The sequence below is a fragment of the Halorhabdus sp. CUG00001 genome (assembly GCF_009797925.1).
In the GTDB taxonomy this organism is placed as follows: Archaea; Halobacteriota; Halobacteria; order Halobacteriales; family Haloarculaceae; genus Halorhabdus.
Genome location: NZ_VOLB01000001.1, coordinates 1,204,640 through 1,221,832 on the forward strand (window position 1 = coordinate 1,204,640; position 17,193 = coordinate 1,221,832).

Annotated in this window: 23 protein-coding genes; 12 read left to right on the forward strand and 11 right to left on the reverse strand. The window is 62.7% G+C overall.

The genetic code is table 11. The annotated features are described in order from the left end of the window. The first annotated feature begins 169 nt into the window (after positions 1-169). Positions 170-655, forward strand: a complete 486-nt coding sequence (locus FR699_RS05960; RefSeq protein ID WP_158854715.1) for a hydrogenase 3 maturation endopeptidase HyCI — start codon at positions 170-172, stop codon at positions 653-655. 80 nt (positions 656-735) lie between these two features. On the opposite strand, the gene FR699_RS05965 is transcribed toward FR699_RS05960, so the two are convergent. From FR699_RS05965 to FR699_RS05990, 6 genes are read right to left on the reverse strand one after another with little or no spacing between them, the layout of a single operon-like run. Further along, positions 736-1,095 (reverse strand): 4Fe-4S binding protein, encoded by a 360-nt coding sequence (locus tag FR699_RS05965; protein WP_154551316.1) that lies wholly within the window; start codon positions 1,093-1,095, stop codon positions 736-738. Continuing rightward, complete coding sequence (locus tag FR699_RS05970; protein ID WP_158854717.1) at positions 1,092-2,081, reverse strand: complex I subunit 1 family protein; 990 nt, start codon at positions 2,079-2,081, stop codon at positions 1,092-1,094. The genes FR699_RS05965 and FR699_RS05970 overlap by 4 nt, the downstream gene beginning before the upstream one ends. Continuing rightward, positions 2,078-3,331, reverse strand: coding sequence for a nickel-dependent hydrogenase large subunit (locus tag FR699_RS05975; protein WP_158854719.1), 1,254 nt, complete (start codon positions 3,329-3,331; stop codon positions 2,078-2,080). Before FR699_RS05975 ends, FR699_RS05970 begins: the two co-directional genes overlap by 4 nt. Then, positions 3,331-3,804, reverse strand: a complete 474-nt coding sequence (locus FR699_RS05980; protein WP_158854721.1) for an NADH-quinone oxidoreductase subunit C — start codon at positions 3,802-3,804, stop codon at positions 3,331-3,333. Before FR699_RS05980 ends, FR699_RS05975 begins: the two co-directional genes overlap by 1 nt. After that, positions 3,779-4,360, reverse strand: coding sequence for an NADH-quinone oxidoreductase subunit B family protein (locus FR699_RS05985; RefSeq protein WP_158854723.1), 582 nt, complete (start codon positions 4,358-4,360; stop codon positions 3,779-3,781). The genes FR699_RS05980 and FR699_RS05985 overlap by 26 nt, the downstream gene beginning before the upstream one ends. Before the next feature lie 5 nt (positions 4,361-4,365). Next, positions 4,366-4,632, reverse strand: a complete 267-nt coding sequence (locus FR699_RS05990) for a hypothetical protein (protein ID WP_229770517.1) — start codon at positions 4,630-4,632, stop codon at positions 4,366-4,368. A 293-nt stretch (positions 4,633-4,925) separates the two neighbouring features. Between FR699_RS05990 and purS the strand changes: the two genes are divergently transcribed. Together purS and purQ are read left to right on the forward strand one after the other, a co-directional pair. After that, positions 4,926-5,177: a phosphoribosylformylglycinamidine synthase subunit PurS gene (purS, locus tag FR699_RS05995; protein ID WP_154551310.1), complete on the forward strand. Its 252-nt coding sequence runs from the start codon at positions 4,926-4,928 to the stop codon at positions 5,175-5,177. Next, positions 5,174-5,848 carry a phosphoribosylformylglycinamidine synthase I gene (purQ, locus tag FR699_RS06000; protein WP_154551309.1) on the forward strand — a complete coding sequence of 225 codons (675 nt, stop codon included), beginning with the start codon at positions 5,174-5,176 and terminating at the stop codon, positions 5,846-5,848. Before purS ends, purQ begins: the two co-directional genes overlap by 4 nt. A gap of 35 nt (positions 5,849-5,883) precedes the next feature. Here the strand turns inward: purQ and FR699_RS06005 are convergent, their stop codons facing one another. Together FR699_RS06005 and FR699_RS06010 are read right to left on the reverse strand one after the other, a co-directional pair. Then, entirely contained in the window at positions 5,884-6,960 is a 1,077-nt protein-coding gene (locus FR699_RS06005; RefSeq protein WP_158854725.1) for an archaeosine biosynthesis radical SAM protein RaSEA, read from the reverse strand. 598 nt (positions 6,961-7,558) lie between these two features. Next, on the reverse strand, positions 7,559-8,476 hold the full coding sequence (locus FR699_RS06010) for a hypothetical protein (protein WP_158854727.1): 918 nt from the start codon (positions 8,474-8,476) through the stop codon (positions 7,559-7,561). A gap of 418 nt (positions 8,477-8,894) precedes the next feature. Between FR699_RS06010 and FR699_RS06015 the strand changes: the two genes are divergently transcribed. From FR699_RS06015 to FR699_RS06040, 6 genes are all read left to right on the forward strand, one after another. Next, positions 8,895-10,130 (forward strand): translation initiation factor IF-2 subunit gamma, encoded by a 1,236-nt coding sequence (locus FR699_RS06015; protein ID WP_154551306.1) that lies wholly within the window; start codon positions 8,895-8,897, stop codon positions 10,128-10,130. Next, positions 10,127-10,501: a PIN domain-containing protein gene (locus FR699_RS06020; protein ID WP_154551305.1), complete on the forward strand. Its 375-nt coding sequence runs from the start codon at positions 10,127-10,129 to the stop codon at positions 10,499-10,501. The genes FR699_RS06015 and FR699_RS06020 overlap by 4 nt, the downstream gene beginning before the upstream one ends. A 1-nt stretch (position 10,502) precedes the next feature. Next, positions 10,503-11,075: a DNA-directed RNA polymerase gene (locus FR699_RS06025; RefSeq protein ID WP_154551304.1), complete on the forward strand. Its 573-nt coding sequence runs from the start codon at positions 10,503-10,505 to the stop codon at positions 11,073-11,075. Then, complete coding sequence (spt4, locus tag FR699_RS06030; protein WP_154551303.1) at positions 11,072-11,272, forward strand: transcription elongation factor subunit Spt4; 201 nt, start codon at positions 11,072-11,074, stop codon at positions 11,270-11,272. The genes FR699_RS06025 and spt4 overlap by 4 nt, the downstream gene beginning before the upstream one ends. A gap of 84 nt (positions 11,273-11,356) precedes the next feature. After that, positions 11,357-11,902 (forward strand): GTP-dependent dephospho-CoA kinase family protein, encoded by a 546-nt coding sequence (locus tag FR699_RS06035; protein ID WP_233263417.1) that lies wholly within the window; start codon positions 11,357-11,359, stop codon positions 11,900-11,902. A gap of 205 nt (positions 11,903-12,107) precedes the next feature. Continuing rightward, positions 12,108-12,917 carry an amidohydrolase family protein gene (locus FR699_RS06040; protein WP_154551301.1) on the forward strand — a complete coding sequence of 270 codons (810 nt, stop codon included), beginning with the start codon at positions 12,108-12,110 and terminating at the stop codon, positions 12,915-12,917. Between the two features lie 27 nt (positions 12,918-12,944). Here the strand turns inward: FR699_RS06040 and FR699_RS06045 are convergent, their stop codons facing one another. Further along, positions 12,945-13,847, reverse strand: a complete 903-nt coding sequence (locus FR699_RS06045; RefSeq protein ID WP_154551300.1) for a glycosyltransferase family 2 protein — start codon at positions 13,845-13,847, stop codon at positions 12,945-12,947. Between the two features lie 52 nt (positions 13,848-13,899). Beyond that, positions 13,900-14,604: a class I SAM-dependent methyltransferase gene (locus tag FR699_RS06050; protein ID WP_154551299.1), complete on the reverse strand. Its 705-nt coding sequence runs from the start codon at positions 14,602-14,604 to the stop codon at positions 13,900-13,902. A 142-nt stretch (positions 14,605-14,746) separates the two neighbouring features. On the opposite strand from FR699_RS06050, the gene FR699_RS06055 reads away from it, so the two are divergent. Both FR699_RS06055 and FR699_RS06060 read left to right on the forward strand, forming a co-directional pair. Continuing rightward, on the forward strand, positions 14,747-15,025 hold the full coding sequence (locus tag FR699_RS06055) for a helix-turn-helix domain-containing protein (RefSeq protein ID WP_154551298.1): 279 nt from the start codon (positions 14,747-14,749) through the stop codon (positions 15,023-15,025). Positions 15,026-15,080: 55 nt separating this feature from the next. Further along, positions 15,081-15,731 carry a YkgJ family cysteine cluster protein gene (locus FR699_RS06060; protein ID WP_158854731.1) on the forward strand — a complete coding sequence of 217 codons (651 nt, stop codon included), beginning with the start codon at positions 15,081-15,083 and terminating at the stop codon, positions 15,729-15,731. Between the two features lie 27 nt (positions 15,732-15,758). Here the strand turns inward: FR699_RS06060 and FR699_RS06065 are convergent, their stop codons facing one another. Next, positions 15,759-16,526 carry an aldo/keto reductase gene (locus FR699_RS06065; protein ID WP_199268291.1) on the reverse strand — a complete coding sequence of 256 codons (768 nt, stop codon included), beginning with the start codon at positions 16,524-16,526 and terminating at the stop codon, positions 15,759-15,761. Between the two features lie 145 nt (positions 16,527-16,671). Here FR699_RS06065 and FR699_RS06070 point away from each other — a divergent pair, with 145 nt between their 5' ends. Continuing rightward, positions 16,672-17,070, forward strand: coding sequence for a TRAM domain-containing protein (locus FR699_RS06070; RefSeq protein ID WP_154551296.1), 399 nt, complete (start codon positions 16,672-16,674; stop codon positions 17,068-17,070). Positions 17,071-17,193: the final 123 nt, after the last annotated feature.

Genomic DNA, 17,193 nt, shown 5'->3' on the forward strand with positions numbered 1-17,193 from the left:
GAATGTCCATACCGGCAAGTTTGGTCGGAATCGGCCTTGAATTATTCGGACGTGCAAGTACCTTCGTCGGCATCTGGGCGCATAAGGGCGGCTGGTCGAGTGCTGGCTCTCGCCGGTCATCTAGTAGCCTATCACGTCGCTTTAGGCGGCGTGTGACGTTGGAGGGACCGTGACTGACCCACCGTCGATCGACCTCGGCGAGTCTGTCGCCATTCTGGGCATCGGGTCGGAGCTGCGTGGGGATGACGCAGCCGGACTCGAACTACTCAGACGGCTAGAATCCCGGACAGGTGCCTCAGCAGCCGACCGGTTGCTGTTCGTCGAAGGCGGGGTCGCCCCGGAGAACCATACTGGGGTCATCAGGCGGTTCGACCCGGACTGGATCGTCCTCGTCGATGCCGTCGACTTTGGCGCTGACCCTGGGTCGGGCAAGTGGGCCGATCCCGACGACCTCGGTGGCGAATCGTTCTCCTCACACAAGTCGACGCCCGCGATGTTGCGGACCTTCCTTACCCGGGAGACCGGGGCAGAGGTCGCACTGTTCGGCGTCCAACCGGCCGAGATCGAGCAGGGGGAGGGGCTGTCTTCGGCAGTGACCGAGCGTCTCGACGACCTGGCCGGACGATTAGCCGAGACGATCGGGACGAGTCACTGACTGTCTGTGTTATCTGTCCCCGAGCACGCGCGAATCTTTGCCGCTCGATCAAGGCGTAACGGGCACTCAGCGAGTGACGGTCACCGCTCGAACGTGTAGCGCTCTTCGAAACGCGGCTTGTCGCTGCCGGCGAGTTCGAATTTCTGCCCCATCTCGATGGCGTCGGTCGGGCAGGATTCCTCACACTGGCCACAGAACATGCACTTGGCGACGTCGTAACACCAGGTGACGTTGCCGTCAGCGTCGGTCTCGACGGTGATCGCGTCGGCCGCACAGTGGCGCTCGCACATGCCACAGCCGGTACAGGGGTCGGGTTCGAACTCGACGGCCCCGCGGAACCGATCGGGCATGGTCCGCTTGTCTTTCGGGTACGATACGGTCGCGCGGTCTTTGCCCAGCGTTTTCAGTGCTTCTGGAATGAGTTTGCCTGGAATGCTCATGGGATCAGTCCCTCCGTGTACAGTCCGACCAGCAGGACGACGGCGATCTGGGCCAACGTCACCGGGACGAGTACCCGGTAGAAGACGCCGACCATCTGCTCGATACGCAGGCGGGCGACGACGGCCTTCAGCACCGTCAGCAGCGCGATGACTGCGAGCGTCTTGGCGAGGAAGATCACCACGCCCGCCGCGATGCCGACTGTCCCCTCGATCGCCCCCGCAGGATACGGGCCACCGAGGAACAGCGCCGACAGCAGTGCCGCGCCGACGACCAGCTCGACGTCTTTCGTCAGGCGGAACAGCGCCAGCTTCCGGCCCGAGTATTCGACGAGCGTCCCCGTCGCCAGTTCCGTCTCGGCTTCGGGAATGTCGAAGGGGATACGTTCGAGTTTGGCCTGCAGGGAGAGCAGCGCGATCGCAAAGGCCGGTAGCAGCACCGCGACGTACCAGGGGTTGGCCCCGATGAAGGTGGTGATCTCGGAGGTCGACAGCGACCCGGCAGCAACGGCGGGCGCAAATGCCGCCAGGAAGAACGGGATCTCGTAGCCGAACAACTGGGTTATCGTCCGCGTGGTCCCGATCCGGCTGAAGACGTTCCCGGAGTACCAGCCGCCGAAAAACAGCGAAAAGGACGGCAACGAGAGGAAAAAGAGGACGACGACCAGATCACCCTCGAAGGCAAATGCAGCCTGTTCGGTCCAAACCGGAATGTACAACATCGCGGTGAACACGCCAGCGAGCCCCGTCAACGGGGCAGCGTTGTAGATGCGGGCGGTCGCGTTCTCCGGGACGACCGATTCCTTCGAGAGCAGTTTCAGGAAGTCCGCCAGGGGCTGTAGCGGCGGCGGGCCGACGCGGTTCTGTAGGCGTGCGTACAACTTCCGGTCGAGGAACTCAGCGGTCAGGCCGTAGGCGAACAGGAACGCGAACCCGGGAAACACCAGCAGATACAGCAACCCGGTCGCCAGATCGAGTTCCAGACTCACGGACGCTCACCTCTCTGGGCATCGACTGACGGTCGCTCGACATCGCCGCGCTCGTCGTACCACTCGATGCCGTATGCCCGGAGTTCGTCCAGATCGAAGGCATTCTCGCCGCCGTGGCTGCCGTCGGTCTCGACGCCGATCCGGGACGTACAGGAGATGCAGGGATCGATCCCCGCGACGACGATCGGCGTGTCCGCGATGTAACTCCCTTTCAGCGACTCGACGACGGTCGGCCAGTTGGCCAGGGTCGGGACTCGGATGTGGACGCGGGCGGGCGTGTCCGTCCCATCCGAGCGGATGTAGTGAATCAACTCCCCGCGAGGTGCCTCGTAGCGGCTGACAACGTCGTCTTCGGGCACCTGGGCGAGCAACGCCTGGGGCGGTTTCGCGCTGGCTTTCAGGTCGCCCGCTGGGATCCGTTCTGTGACCTGCCGAATGATCCTGATTGCCTGGGCGATCTCACCGATCCGGACGACCGTCCGGGCCAGTAGGTCGCCTCGGTCATCGGTGATCACGTCGAAGTCAACGTCGTCGTAGGCGGCGTACGGGGCGTCCTTGCGAACGTCCGTCGGGACGCCGGAAGCGCGGCCGACCGCCCCGACCGCACAGTATTCCCGGGCGAGGTCTTCCGGCACGATCCCGACGTCTTCACAGCGCATCCGGACGGTTTGCTCGTTGGGAACCGTCTCCTGATAGAAGTCGATCCGCTCTTGCAGGTCGTCCATGCCCTCAAGGACCGTCTCACGCTGCTCGTCGGTCAGGTCCTCGCGAACGCCGCCGATCGTGTTGATCGAGTAGTGGACGCGGTTGCCCGTGATCTCCTCTAAGAGGTCCATCACGATCTCCCGATCGCGCCAGGCGTACTGCCAGAGCGTATCGAAGCCGATCTCGTGGCCCGCGACGCCGAGCCAGAGCATGTGGCTGTGGATGCGTTCGAGTTCCCCGATCAGCGTCCGGATATAGCGGGCACGGGGTGGGACGTCCAGATCCAGCAGCTCCTCGACGCCCTGCGTGAACGCCGAGGTATGGGCGTGTGAGCAGATCCCGCAGATCCGTTCGAGCAGGTAGATGTTCTCGATGTAGGAGTTACCCAGTACGGCCTGCTCGATCCCGCGGTGGTTGTACGAGAGTTTCATCTCCGCGCCGGTGATGACCTCGCCGTCGACGGTCAGGGTGAAGTTGGCGGGCTCTTTCAGCGAGGGGTGCTGGGGGCCGACCGGAATCTCCGTCCCGGCAGATTGGTCTGCCATCAGTCGGTCACCTCGACGTTCTCGGCCCGGAGCGGTGGCCCACCGTCGTAGTCGTCAGGCAACAGGAGTTTCTTGGGGTTGGGATGGCCCGCCACCTCGACACCGAGCATGTCCATCAGTTCGCGTTCGTAGAGGCCCGCAGCCGGGATCTGATCGGAGATGGTCTCGATGGTTGGGTCCGCATCGGGCACAGTCACCCGGAGTGTCAGTTCGATACCCTCTCCGAGGTCGCCAGCATCGTACTCACCGTACTTGAGGAAGTGATACAGGACGTCGACTTGCTCGTCGCTGTCGACACCGGTGATGGTGATCAGGTGCGTGATGCCGGCGTCTCGAAGCGTCCGAACTGCCGTTCCGAGGTTGTCTCGGTCCGCCAGGATGAACTCCAGGCGGCCGTCCTCGCGTTCGTTCGAGGCGGCGAGCACGTCGGCGAACTGCTCGTCGAGCTCACGCTTCAACTGGCTCGGATTCATCCGTTTGCCCCTCCTGGCTATCCTCGGCACTCGGTTGTGCGGTCGATTCGTCGGGGGCCGGGACGGCCTGATCGATCCGTGCGCCTTCTTCGATGATCTCGGGTTTGGCGTCGGCGAGCCGTTCGGCCTGTGCTTTCTGGCCAGCCTCGTCAAGCAGTTTGACGATCCCGTCGATCAGTGCCTCCGGCGAGGTTGGACAGCCGGGGACGTACATATCCACGGGGATGACGTCGTCGACGCCCTCGTGACAGTTATAGCAGTCGTGGAAGACACCGCCAGTCGATGCACACGAACCGGCAGCGAGCACCAGTTTCGGCTCGGGCATCTGCTCGTAGACGCGCTCGAGCCGGGGGGCCATCTGCTTGGTGACGGGACCAGTCGCAACAAGGATGTCTGCGTGTCGGGGTGTGTCTTTCTTGAGGATTCCAAACCGTTCGATGTCGTACCGCGGCATCAGTGCATCGAGCGTCTCGATATCACAGCCGTTGCAACTCCCGCAGTTGAGGTGGAGTATCCACGGCGACCGATTCCGTGCCCAATCGATGATGCGTCCCATGTGTGTTACCTCCCTGGGTGTGGCGTATCCGAATCGAGCAACGCGAACAATCCAAGCCCCACGACCGCCAGCAGCGGCAGAGCCAGGACAGCGCCCTCGACGGTGACGGGAACTGTTGCGACCAGCAAGACGGCGACGTGGACGATCGTAAAGCCAATCCCGATATGATACATGCGATAGCGGGGCTCAGTTGCTCGGTTGGGGTGGGCCTCGCCACTCGCCCACGACGTCTCGAGCGCGTCGCCCGGATTCACCCGCTCAGTCGAGATCATGTCGCCAACACGATCAATAAGGGCGACTAGCAGTAAGAACAGCCCAAACGCGACCGGGGGCGCCAAAAGAAACGCAGGCTCCATAGTGCCTAGAAATTGTGACGTAGCGCAGATAAAGCTTCCCTCGATTGTGGCTAGAGGAGTGCCTTCAAAGGTAATAGAGACGAATCCAGGAAGTCCACTCCGAGCGGAGAGCACCCAGGCGGAGCGGCATACGTACTCCCCACCGACAGCCCAGCGGTGCCAACGGCGTTCCACAAGAGTTTTCGCGGGTGGCCTCTCCCGTTCAGGCGATGACTGGCTATACGGCGATCGTCACTGTCAGGCTCAAGGCGGGGGTCCTCGATCCCGAGGCCGAGACGACCCAGCAAGCCCTGGAACGGCTCGGGTTCGAACTGGAGTCGCTGCGCTCGGCCGAGCGCTTCGAGATCGACTTCGAAGCGACCGACGACGAGACGGCTCACGAGCGTGCCGAAGCGATGACCGAGCGCCTATTGGCGAATCCAACGATCCACGACTACGAAATCGACGTCGAACAACGATGACGGTGGCTGTAATCCAGTTTGGCGGGAGTAACTGCGACCGAGATACCGTCCAGGCACTGGAGTCCGTCGGCGTCGAGGCAGAACTGGTCTGGCACGAAGACGACTTACCCGAGGGCGTCGAGGGCATCGTCCTTCCCGGCGGGTTCTCGTACGGTGACTTCTTGCGTGCAGGCGCGATGGCCGCCCAGTCGCCGATCATGGACGGGGTCCGTGCGGCCGCCGACGCCGGGACGCCTGTCCTTGGCATCTGCAACGGCGCCCAGATCGGCTGTGAAGCCTCACTGACACCCGGCGCGTTCACGACCAACGAGAGCGCTCGCTTCCAGTGTGAACACGTCCACCTCCGGGTCGAAAACGCCGACACGCCGTGGACCCGTGCCTACGACGAGGGCGAGATCATCCAATTGCCGATCGCCCACGGCGAAGGCCGCTTCGAGATCAGCGACGATCGGCTCGACACCCTCGAAGCCGACGACCGCATCCTGTTTCGGTACTGTGAGCCCGACGGGGCGGTCACGCCCGACGCAAATCCCAACGGCTCGAAACACAACGTCGCGGGCGTCACTGGCGAGGACGAGTCCGTCGCCGTCATGATGCCCCACCCCGAGCGCATGTCCCTGCCAGATATCGGTCCGACGGACGGCCGAGGCGTGCTGGAAGGGTTCGCCTGATCGACCGCATTGAGCCAGCGACAACGAGAACGACCTTATTGTGCCAAGGGAAGCGAGTAACTTCGCTCGCGGTCCCGTACTTCCTCCCACGTACGCTCACACGCACAGTCGACTTGTGCGAAGACACTCTCGTCTTGCCGGAGGTTGAAGTCCTTGATCGCGGTCTGAACGTGATCGTCACACTCCCCGCAGTTATGTGGCCCCCGGTCTGAGCCGTGTCCGACGGGGTCGGAGACGACCGTCACGGCCTGATCGGCGGTCTCTCGGAGCACTTCGACGACGCTCCAGAGCCACGGCGGGCGATAGCCGCCATCGAAGTAGAGTTGTTCGACCATCGTGTAGCGCTGGACGTTCGTCGGGTTCATCGAGACGGTGTGACACCCCTCGACGGCCCCGCAACGCTCGATCGAAGAGATCATGTCTTCGATCGCCTCGCGTTCGCTGAGGAAGGGTGGTTTCATGAGCAGGTACGCCTTCACGCCGGCGTCGGCGGCGACAGCTTCCTCACAAGCAGCCTCGAAATCGGCAAAGTCGAAGTACTTGTTGATGCAGTCGTGACGAACCCGATCGGTCGCGGTCTCTAAGCCGATCGCGACGTCGGTTTCGAGGTCCTGGTCGCGGAAGTCGGCGATCTTCTCGCGGTCGACGAAATCGGGCAGCGACTCGACGACGATCCGGTCGCGGTCGCCAAATCGGTCGGCGATGGCTGCTCGCGTCTCGGCGGGGACCTCCCGTTCGTCGAGGAAACTACCCGAGGTGTAGATCTTGATCTGCCGGCAGGTCCCGTCGTGGGTCTCACGTTCCTGGTCGAGAGCGGCGTCGATCTGGGCGAGGAGGTCCTCGTGGGCAACCGTCCCGCCGTCGACACTCTCGGCGACGTAGCCACACATCGTACACCCGCCGGCTCGCGCCCAGCGACACCCGCCGGTGTTGAGGACGATCGTCAGCGAATCGAGCACGCCCGCTGGCGTGTTGTCCTCGTCGATCCAGACTCTCGTCGGTTCGTCGGGTTCGTACGACGCATCGTTGCGGGCACGGATCTCCCGCATCACCTGGTTGTGGGCGTCCATGCCCCGCCCCTCCTCGTAGACGTCCGGACTTGGCTGGCTCATTGCACTCCGGTAGCCACTGGGGGACTAAAGCCCCTGCGGGCCGGAGCCGACCGTCGCCACCGCCGCGAGTCAGTCAGTGTGACAGTGCATGAGGGCCACGTCGTAGAACCATTCACAGCCCATTTACTGCGGTACAACCGGGGTAAAACGTATGAGGGAATTGCGACTACAGAAGACCGGCATACAGAGAGTGCAGTCAGCACGGTGACTTCGTTTCTCACAGAGAGACGTCGGTGAATCGGTTATGTTGTCGTCGAATCAACGATCGATATATCTGTGACAATACCACTGGTGATTGTGGTTCTCGTCGTGGTGGTCATCCTGCCAACAGTACTGTTCGGGGGCACGCACTTCTACAGAGCGTTCCGTCTCAGACAGAACGATCCGGATGATATCCAGACTGTCAAAACAGCCAGCGACGGTCCCGTCGAGTTCACCGGACGGCGGCGGAACTCAACGGGACTGTAACAGGAAAATACGCCGAGCAGACGTGTCTGACGTACGAGTGGGAGCACCATGACAGAGACGCGGGCAGTACGGGTGATAACCGAGAGTCCAATTATCATATCGAAGAGATGGGAACGGAAGGCGAACCGTTTCACGTTCGCGATGAGACCGGAACGGTGGCGGTCGACCCCACAGGGGCGGACCCCAACACACTCGCGACCGAAAGCAGCATTGGGCGTTTCCAGCCGCTCACAGTCGGTGCGTCGGGGGCGTTTCTGGCGGCCGTCAGCCACGGCGGCTCGGTCGGACTCGCGGCACCGACTGCCGTGAAGTCAAACTGATAGGTGATGTATCGAGAGGAACTGTTACCGCCGAGGGCGTACGACACCGAGAGATTGCGGACGAGCCCCTCAGCTGTGACGCGAGCAGTGACGTTGAACGCATCGAGCTGGTCACTCCAGTTGCCGGCCGGGCGTCCGCCGACCAAGCGGTACTGGCGCGTTCCAGCCACCTGGATCGGCGTCACATCGACCGAGTCAAGGGCGAGATAGCGCTCGACTGCCCGTGCCGAGAGCGATCGGAAGCGTGCTGGCGCAGCAGTATCCAACGACCGGCGATCGTATCGGACGTCACCGTCGGCAGAACGGCGAATATATCGATAGTCGCCGTCAGCGTAGACTGCACTGCCATCGAGGAACACGGAGGTGCTGTCACGCCAGAGAACGGGCTCCGAAGCACTGTAGAAGTACTCCGTTGGACTTTCGAAAACGAGGTGCCGATCGGCCTGTTTTCGATCCGTCACGCTACCGAAGCGGGCGCGCCGTTCGTAAGACTCCGTCCAGACGAACGAGCGGTTCCTGAGGGCACTGCGGTGGGCATCCGCTAACACAGCCGACTCGATTGTCCCGTCGGGCGAGATACCGGGGAGGATCGTCGACCCGGGGCCGCTTTCGGGGGCCTCGCTTGGAACAGGAACAGGGCTCAACGTCTCTGTCGGGGTCTCGCCGCCGAAGCCGCTACACCCCGCCAGCGCGATCAGAACCACCATCGCACTGAGACGCCATTCCATACCAACCCTGTAGGGCGCCAAGCCACTAAGTACCGCGGAACGGGCGGAAACTGCCGCCCACAGTTTCGATCGCACACTGGCGTTCGACGGCCTGGCTAGTCGTTCGGGCGAAACTATCATCGCGCTCGATTGGAGGGTCGCGCTCGTAGCGGACACGCTCTACGGAGAACGCCAGTGCCCCTGGCCATTTCGAGAGCGTTAGAATATGGCCAAGCACGATGATCGAAACTGGTCACACAAAGAGAGTTAGATCAGACGGTCCCCTCGTCGTGCTGGCAAACCGGCGCGTCCGAGCCGGGTGGACCCACCGGGGCGATAGCTGAGTCTGCCTGTCGATTGGACCCACTCGAGTCAGCGACCCAAGAACAGTAAGTTTATCTTCGCCACGGGGGAAAGTTCGGGCACGATTACTGTGGAGATGACGGGAACACACGGACAACCGGAGGTGAACATCGGACTGGTCGGGCACGTCGACCACGGCAAGACCACGCTGGTCGAGGCCTTGAGCGGGGAGTGGACGGACCAACACTCCGAGGAAATGAAACGCGGGATCTCGATCCGGCTTGGGTATGCCGATGCGACGTTCCGGAGCTGTCCGGACTGTGGACAGCCAGCCGGCTATACCGTCGCAGAGACGTGTTCGGAGCACGACAGCGAGACGGAGGTACTTCGAACCGTCTCGTTCGTCGACGCGCCGGGCCACGAGACGCTGATGGCGACGATGCTGGCCGGCGCGGCCATCATGGACGGAGCCGTCCTCGTCATCTCGGCGACCGAAGACGTCCCGCAGGCACAGACCGAAGAGCACCTGATGGCACTGGACATCATCGGGATCGACAACATCGTCGTCGCCCAGAACAAGGTCGATCTGGTCGACGCCGAGCGCGCCCGGGAGAACTACCAGCAGATTCAAGACTTCGTCGAGGGGACGGTTGCCGAGGATGCGCCGATCGTCCCGATCAGCGCCGGGCAAGGCGTGAACATGGATCTCCTCATCGAGGCCGTCGAAGAAGAGATCCCCACGCCCGACCGCGACCCCGACGCCGATCCCGAGATGCTGGTCGCGCGGAGCTTCGACATCAATCGGCCGGGTACGACGTGGGATTCGCTGATGGGCGGCGTTCTAGGTGGCAGTCTCGTCCAGGGCCGCTTGGCGCCCGACGACGAACTGGAGCTACGACCCGGACGCGAAGTCGAAGAGGAAGGCCAGTCAGAGTGGCGGCCGGTCACGACGACGGCTCGCTCGTTGCAGGCCGGCGGCGAGGGTGTCGAGGAGGTAACACCCGGTGGCTTGCTTGGCGTCGGCACCGGACTCGACCCGGCGTTGACGAAAGGCGATGCACTCGCGGGACAGGTCGCTGGCCCGCCCGGAACGCTGCCGCCGGTTCACGATAGCTTCACGATGGACATCCAGTTGCTCGATCGGATCGTCGGGGAAGATAACGACGATATCGAGGAGATCTCGACTGGTGAGCCACTCATGCTGACGATCGGTACGGCGACGACCGTCGGTTCGGTCACGAGCGCCCGCGACGGGGAGGCCGAAGTCGCCCTGAAGCGCCCGGTCTGTGCCCACGAAGATGCGACGATCGCCATCAACCGGCGGATCGGCGCACGCTGGCGGCTGATCGGCATCGGACGGCTCCGTGGATGACTGCTGTACTGGATACAAACGCCCTGATGATGCCTGTCGAATGTGACGTTCGAGTTTTCGAGGAACTCGATCGGTTACTGGGTGCCGGCCAGCGGCTGGTTCCCCGGGCCGTCGTTGCCGAACTCGACGACCTCTCTGCGGGTGCGTCCGAGGAAGCCACGGCGGCGAGTGTCGGTCGGGATCTCGTCGATCGCTGTACAGTCCGCGATCACGAGGTCGACTACGCTGACGATGCGGTACTGGAACTCGCCACTGCCGAAGAGACCTACGCCGTCACCAACGATGGGCCACTCAAAGAACGGCTGCTGGCCCAAGACGTTCCAGTAATTGGTTTAAGGGGCCGGAACAAACTCGCGATCACTCAACCATAACATGTACAAACGGGTTCGTCTCCGCGATACGGTCGAGGTACCGCCCGAGCATCTGGCGGACGTGACGCCGGAGCTGGTGAAGAAACTACTGCAAGACAAACTGGAGGGTCGCATGGACGAGGACGTCGGCAGCGTCGTCAGTGTGACCGAGGTCCACGACGTCGGTGAAGGGGCGGTCGTCCCCAACGAGCCCGGCGTCTACTACGAAGCCGAGTTCGACGCACTCACGTTCGATCCCCAGATGCAGGAAGTCGTCGACGGCGAGATCGTCGAAGTCGTCAGCTTCGGTGCGTTCGTCGGGATCGGACCGGTGGATGGACTTCTCCACGTCTCCCAGATCTCCGATGAGTATCTGGCATACGACGAGGAGAACCAGACGCTTGCCTCCCGGGACTCAAACCGGTCGATGACGGTCGGTGACAGCGTTCGTGCACGCATCGTCACCAAGTCTATCGACGAGCGCAATCCCCGTGATTCGAAGATCGGTCTCACCGCAAAGCAGGTGGGGCTGGGCAAGCACGGCTGGCTCGACGAGGAGCGCAAGGAACGTGAGAAGACTGCGGGTGAGAACTGATGGCTGACCGGTACGTCTGTCGGGAGTGTCACCGCGTCCAAGACCAGCCGGAAGTCGAGATCTGCCAGGCTTGTGGATCGAGCTCCCTCACCGAAGACTGGGCAGGGTACGTCGTGATCGCCCACCCAGCAGACAGCGAGATCGCTGCGGAAATGGACGTTAGCGAAGCCGGCAAGTACGCGCTGAAGGTCAGATAGATCGTGACGGACGAGCCATCTACGGAGGCGGAAAGCGGTGCAACTGTTGACGTCAAAAGCGCCGAGTCCCAACCGGAAACCGAGATCGTCCTCGAGTTACCAGATGGGTTGCGAGCCGAACTCAAGGATCCGCTGGGGCCGATCTTCGAGGAGCCAGCGGCCCTGCTTTCGGTTGCCGGCGAGTCGGTGATCGCCGTTGGCGACATGGTAACCTATCATCTCGTCGAAGCTGGCCGTCCGCCAGACGTGGCATTCGTCGACGAGCGGACCGAGCGATCGGCGATCGATAACGGTGTCAGAAAGACGGTCGTCGGCAACGGAGAAGCGTGGTTCGATCGTCGCTTCGAAGTCGCCAATCCCTCGGCGACGCTGACGGTGTCCCTGCTCGAGGCACTCCTCGCGGCGCTCGATGGTGGGCCGCCGACGATTGTTACCGTCTACGGCGAGGAAGATCTGGCAACCCTCCCAGCGATTGTAGCCGCACCGGATGGAGCGAGCGTCGTCTATGGTCAACCGGGCGCAGGGATGGTACACGTCGAGGTCGACACGACGGTCAAAGACCACTGTCGGTCGCTGCTCGAACGGATGAATGGCGATCCGCCGCGGGCACTGTCGATGCTCGCCGATTGAGCCGGCAGACAGCCCGTAGCCTGTCAGTAGTTTCGCCCGCTCTAATTTCCTCACCGACAGGATCTAACGATGGACATGGAGGGACAGCCGTCCTCACTGGCGATACGTCCCAGAGAACGACGGCCACTGAGGGAAGCGTGGACTCGAGCCGATCGTTGGTCGGGAACGATGATTTAATACCGCAACCTGCGGTAGTTCGGGGGAGATGCTGGAGCTGGAACACGAGTTCCGGGTGGTCGACGTCCACGCCAGACTCGAGCCTGGGGCCGACAGCCGATCAGGTGAGGCCGCCGGCAGTCCGGAACGCCTAGAACGGGAGATGCATCAGGCGGGAATCGTTCGCTCGCTGGTGTTCCCGGACACCCAGACAGACGACTACTTGAAAGCCAACAACGCGATCGCCAGAATGAGTGTCGGGCGCCCGTTCGTGGCCGTCGCCCGCATCAACGGGCCGCGGGACCCAGGGGAGGGGCCAGGATCGCGCCTACGAAATCTCACTGCGAGCCGCGAAGACGAGCACACGTCACCCGCGGATATCGAACAGTACGCCTACGACGACCGGTTCGTCGGATTCAAGCTCCATCCCGAGGCAGACGGACTCCCCGACGAGGCCGTCTTCGAAGCGCTCGAAGACGCGGGCCTCCCGCTGATCGTCCACGGCGGCGAGTCGTTTCCCCCGATGTCGGTCGAAGAGACGATCCTCTCGTACGATATTCCGACGATCGTCGCCCACTTCGGCGGGTACCCGCTCCGACGGGACCGCATGGACGAAGCCATCGCGCTGCTCGATCGCAACGACCAGTGCTATCTGGACACGAGCTTCGTCCGGTTCCGAGAGCCGATCGAACGCGCGCTTCGGGAACACCCGGACCGGATCATGTTCGGGAGTGGGGCACCGTGTGCACATCCAACCGTGGCGATCATGGAGATACTAACGCTCGACGTGCCCGAGGACGCGATGGTGAAAGTACTCTCGAAAAATCCGAGTCGCGTCGTCGACGCCCTGGCGCCGTAGACGCCCCCGAGTCCCTGGTCGCGGTCGTCACCTGGTGTCGTAATCGGTGACGACCCGATCGCGGTGGACGGACCGTCCGTGTGGATTGCGTCGATCTGTGCGATCGCTCGCCCGGGCGACCAGTCCGTCCTTGAACCCGGTAGTGTTCCCAACGAGGACGTCACGGCCACTGGCAAGCCACGCCGAAGCAGGACGCTCACCGTCGAGAAGGTCTCGGAACGTATCGGCGGCGTCACCGACGGCGTGGCGGCCGAGACGGCCCACGATCGAGGGGCGGACCCCGTAGTTTTTCACGAGGCGATAGGCGAGCGAGCGATACTTCCAACCCCAGTCTTCCTCCGGACTCCCGCCATCGGCGCCGACGACTGCTTCGACGGCCATCCGGCGCTCGAAAGTCACGTCTCGATCCATCCCGGCGATACGGTGTGAGAGGTCGCGTGCACCACCGACCGCAAGGTATTCGTCGAATCCGTCGAGGTCATCGATCAGCTTCCGCGTGACGGCCAGATTGCCGGGGTTGACGTACGTGATCGACCGGCCACAGATGGTGCGTGTTTCGGCATCCTCGGTCGTCTTTCCGGCCCGAACCGGCCGGTGAGTCGGTCCGGTGACGACAGGAGCACGCTGGAAACCGGATTCGAGGGCATCCAGCCAGGAGTCGGTCAGGGACAGTCCCTGATTGAGAAGTGTAATGGCGTCCCCCGAGGCGTACTCGATCCCAGCGTTCCGTGCGGCGTTGACCGAGCGGTCGGCGATCTCGACGAGGACGTCGACATCGTCGCGCTGGCGAACCATACCTGTCGTGCCGTCCGTCGAGGGACCGTTGACGACGATCACCTCGGCGTCGGGCGCGTTGGCGGACAGCGAATCGAGCGTCGCCGCCAGTTGTTCGCGCCCGTTGAGTGTCGGGACGACCACGGACAGGTCCATAGTACGCTATAGCGCTATGGACGACTAAAAACGTCGCGGGATCGGATCCGCCTCAGACCCGACAGTTCCAGTAGGAGACTGACGCCAGTCGATCGCCACCCGGGACCGCACCCACCGCCCGATCGACGCTCCGGAACGCCGAGGCGAGCCCGTCGGGGATCGCTCGGTAGAACCCATACGGCACGATGAAGTCGTGATCTGACCCGACGAGCTCGAGAGCGGCTTCCTCGAGCAAGTTGTCGACTTCCCATCGGGAGTACAGTCGCGACCCCATCGGGAGCGCCCAGTTGTAAACCGATCGGGCACTAAAGCGGTTGAACGTATCGAAGAAGACGACCTCCTTGGAGACCCGCCGCATCTCCGCAAGATACGCACCCGGCGTATCTGCGAGGTGGAAAAACCGCATCGCCACCACGGCGTCGAAGTGATCGTCGGGGAACGGGAGCCGCCCGGCGTCGCCCCGGAAAAACTGGAGATGCTCGTCGACGCCGGCCGCCCGGGCCTTCTCTCGGCCCTGCTGGAGCATCGGTGTCGAGATGTCCAGACCGACGACGTCAGCGCCGCGCTCGGCGAGCATGACGGTAAAGCGGCCGGTCCCGCAGGCAATTTCGAGGACTCGTTTGTCCTCGACGGGGCCGATCGCTTCGAGTACCGCTCGCTTCTCGCGGCGATCGATGAGCCGTCCGCCACCTGAGAATCGCTTGTCCTCGTAGGCCTCGGCGATCTCGTCGGCCTGGTACCACTCCTGTCCTTTCACGCTACTCCGTGTTCACCTCGGGGTGACTAAAACGGTATTGATCGCTATCGCTCTCGACGGGGCGAATGACCTTAAATGAATTAAGGAATTATGTCTTCCATATAGACAAACTTTACCAGTCGCTGCCGGTGACCTGAGAGATATGAGCACGACAGTCGAAGACGGGTCCCGGACGGAAGTCGTCCTCACGGCCGCGGAGTTCCGTGAGCGCCTGCGCGAACTGCCACCGAGCGCAAAGTTGATCGCGAAAGTTCTGGAGACGGACCAGCCACTCTCGCAGGGCGAACTCGCCGAAGAGTCACTCCTGCCCGATCGGACCGTCCGGTACGCACTGAATCGGCTGGAAGATGCCGAACTCGTTTCGGCTCGGTACAGCTTCCGTGACGCCCGCAAACAGGTGTACTACCTGACCAGCGAGTGAACCGGCCCCGGTCGCGGCCCGACGCGTTTTTCTCCCCTGATCGGATACCGGTTGTATGACGCTCGAATCCGAGTTGGCCGCCGCCCGCGAGTTGGACGTGGGTGAGATTGCCGAGGCTGTGCACCGAATCGGCTTCGAGTGTACGCGCTGTGGGCACTGCTGTCGCGGGATGGGCGAGGAGCATACGGCGACGGTCTTTCCCGACGAAATCCGAGCGGTTCAAGCTTCCGAGGAGTACGACTGGCGGGACATCGCTCGCCCGATGCCGTTCGGACTCGCGGACGACGACCCGAGTGGCGATACCTTCGAGTGGGCGCTCCAGACCGACGCTTGTGGTGATTGTACGTTCTACGACGCCGACGGCGAGGCGTGTTCGATCTACGACGATCGACCGCTCCTCTGTGAGACCTACCCGTTCAGTATCACACTCGGCGAGGACGATGTCGGTACGAGCGAGCCGATGGGCAGCGTTGTCGACACCGATGGCCCAGTCCGTGCCCACGAGTGTGAAGGACTCGGCCGGGATATCACGCGGGAAGAAGCCGAGGAACTGGCGGCAACCCTCAAAGAGCGGGCGATTCGAGAACTCGAAGAGGCTATCGCGGTCCGGGACAACTACGAGCCAGTCGACGCCGATGGCGTAGTCGTCCACGATTCGGAGGGGCAGAAACGACCGGACGGGACGTCCCTGGATGGATCACGATGACTGCCGAGCCACACCGTCGATAGCGCGTCACTCCGGGAAGATTTCGTCCTCGCGTTGGATACTGTCGATCGTCTCGTGATCCGCCGGATCGAGCGTCAGGTCTGGGGCCTCGCGATTCGCACGCAGGTGCGTTTCCCTGCTCGCTTTCGGGATCGTGACGAGATTATCCTTTGCAGTGAGCCAGGCGAGACAGACCGCCTGCGGTGTCACATCGTGTTTGTCGGCGATCTCGACGACTTCGGGGATGTCGTTCGCTCGCCCGTTTGCCAGCGGCGAATATGCTACGAGATAGTAGTCGTGGGCCTGGGCGTCCGCGAGTGCCGCCGTTGGCTGGTACAATGGGTGGTACTCGACCTGATTGGCGAAGATCGGTGCCGCCAGGTATTCACGGGCGGTTTCGAGTTGCTCGACGGTGAAATTCGAGACGCCGACGTGTTCGATCACGCCCCGCGCCCGGAGGTCGTCGAAGGCCGGCAACGTCGTTTCGGGGTCGTAGTCACCACGGGGTCGGTGGACAGACAGCAGATCGACGTTCGCCAGTCCCAATCGGTCCAGACTGGCCGCCGTCGATTCCTCGATGCTCTCTGGCCCAAGCTTGTCGATCCACACTTTCGTCGCCACGAAGAGGGCGTCTCGATCGAGCGCCGATCGTTCGATCCCCTCGCCAACGATGGACTCGTTGTCGTAAATCTGGGCCGTATCGAGGTGGCGGTACCCGAGCTCGATCGCTGTCTCGATCGTCGCGGGGTCGTCGATACCCATCGTCCCGAGGCCAACGGCCTGGAGGTCGTCCATACGCCCTCTCTCGCCCAGCCACGCTAAAAGTCCACTGCCAGGGCGGTAACTGTCCGATTGAGCCGAGTTACCGACACTCTCTACCGGGGATGGCGTCGTCAAGTTCTTTAGGGAGGGCGCCGACGCCGCGAACGGAGGATTGACTGTGGAAATCTCAGAGAAGCTCTTGTGTCTGTTCAGTGCGGAAGTGACGGCCGAAGACGACCGATACGTCGTCGAAGTCCCTCGCCGGGAAATCGAGACCGGCTCGATCGATCCCGGGGACACCTACCGGGTTGCGGTCATCTCCGGCGACGCGGAATCGGCCGAAGAACAGCCGACCAGCGAGGGGCCACCGTCAGAGCCCCAGCCGCCGGTCGAAAACGGCGAAATCAGGTACGTCGAAATCGAAGACATCGGCAAGCAAGGCGACGGTATCGCCCGTGTCGAGCGTGGCTACGTCATCATCGTCCCCGGTGCTGACGTGGGTGATCGTGTCAAAGTCGAAGTCACCGAAGTCAAGTCGAACTTCGCCGTCGGCGAGATCATCGAAGAAGACATCTAAGCCCCTCCCTCCTGTTTTCCCGCCTGTACCAGACCGGACCGGACGACGGGCCGCTCACCCCTATAATCGCGATACCGTCGAATGAAAATCGACAGACAGCATCCGGTTTAACCGACTGTACCA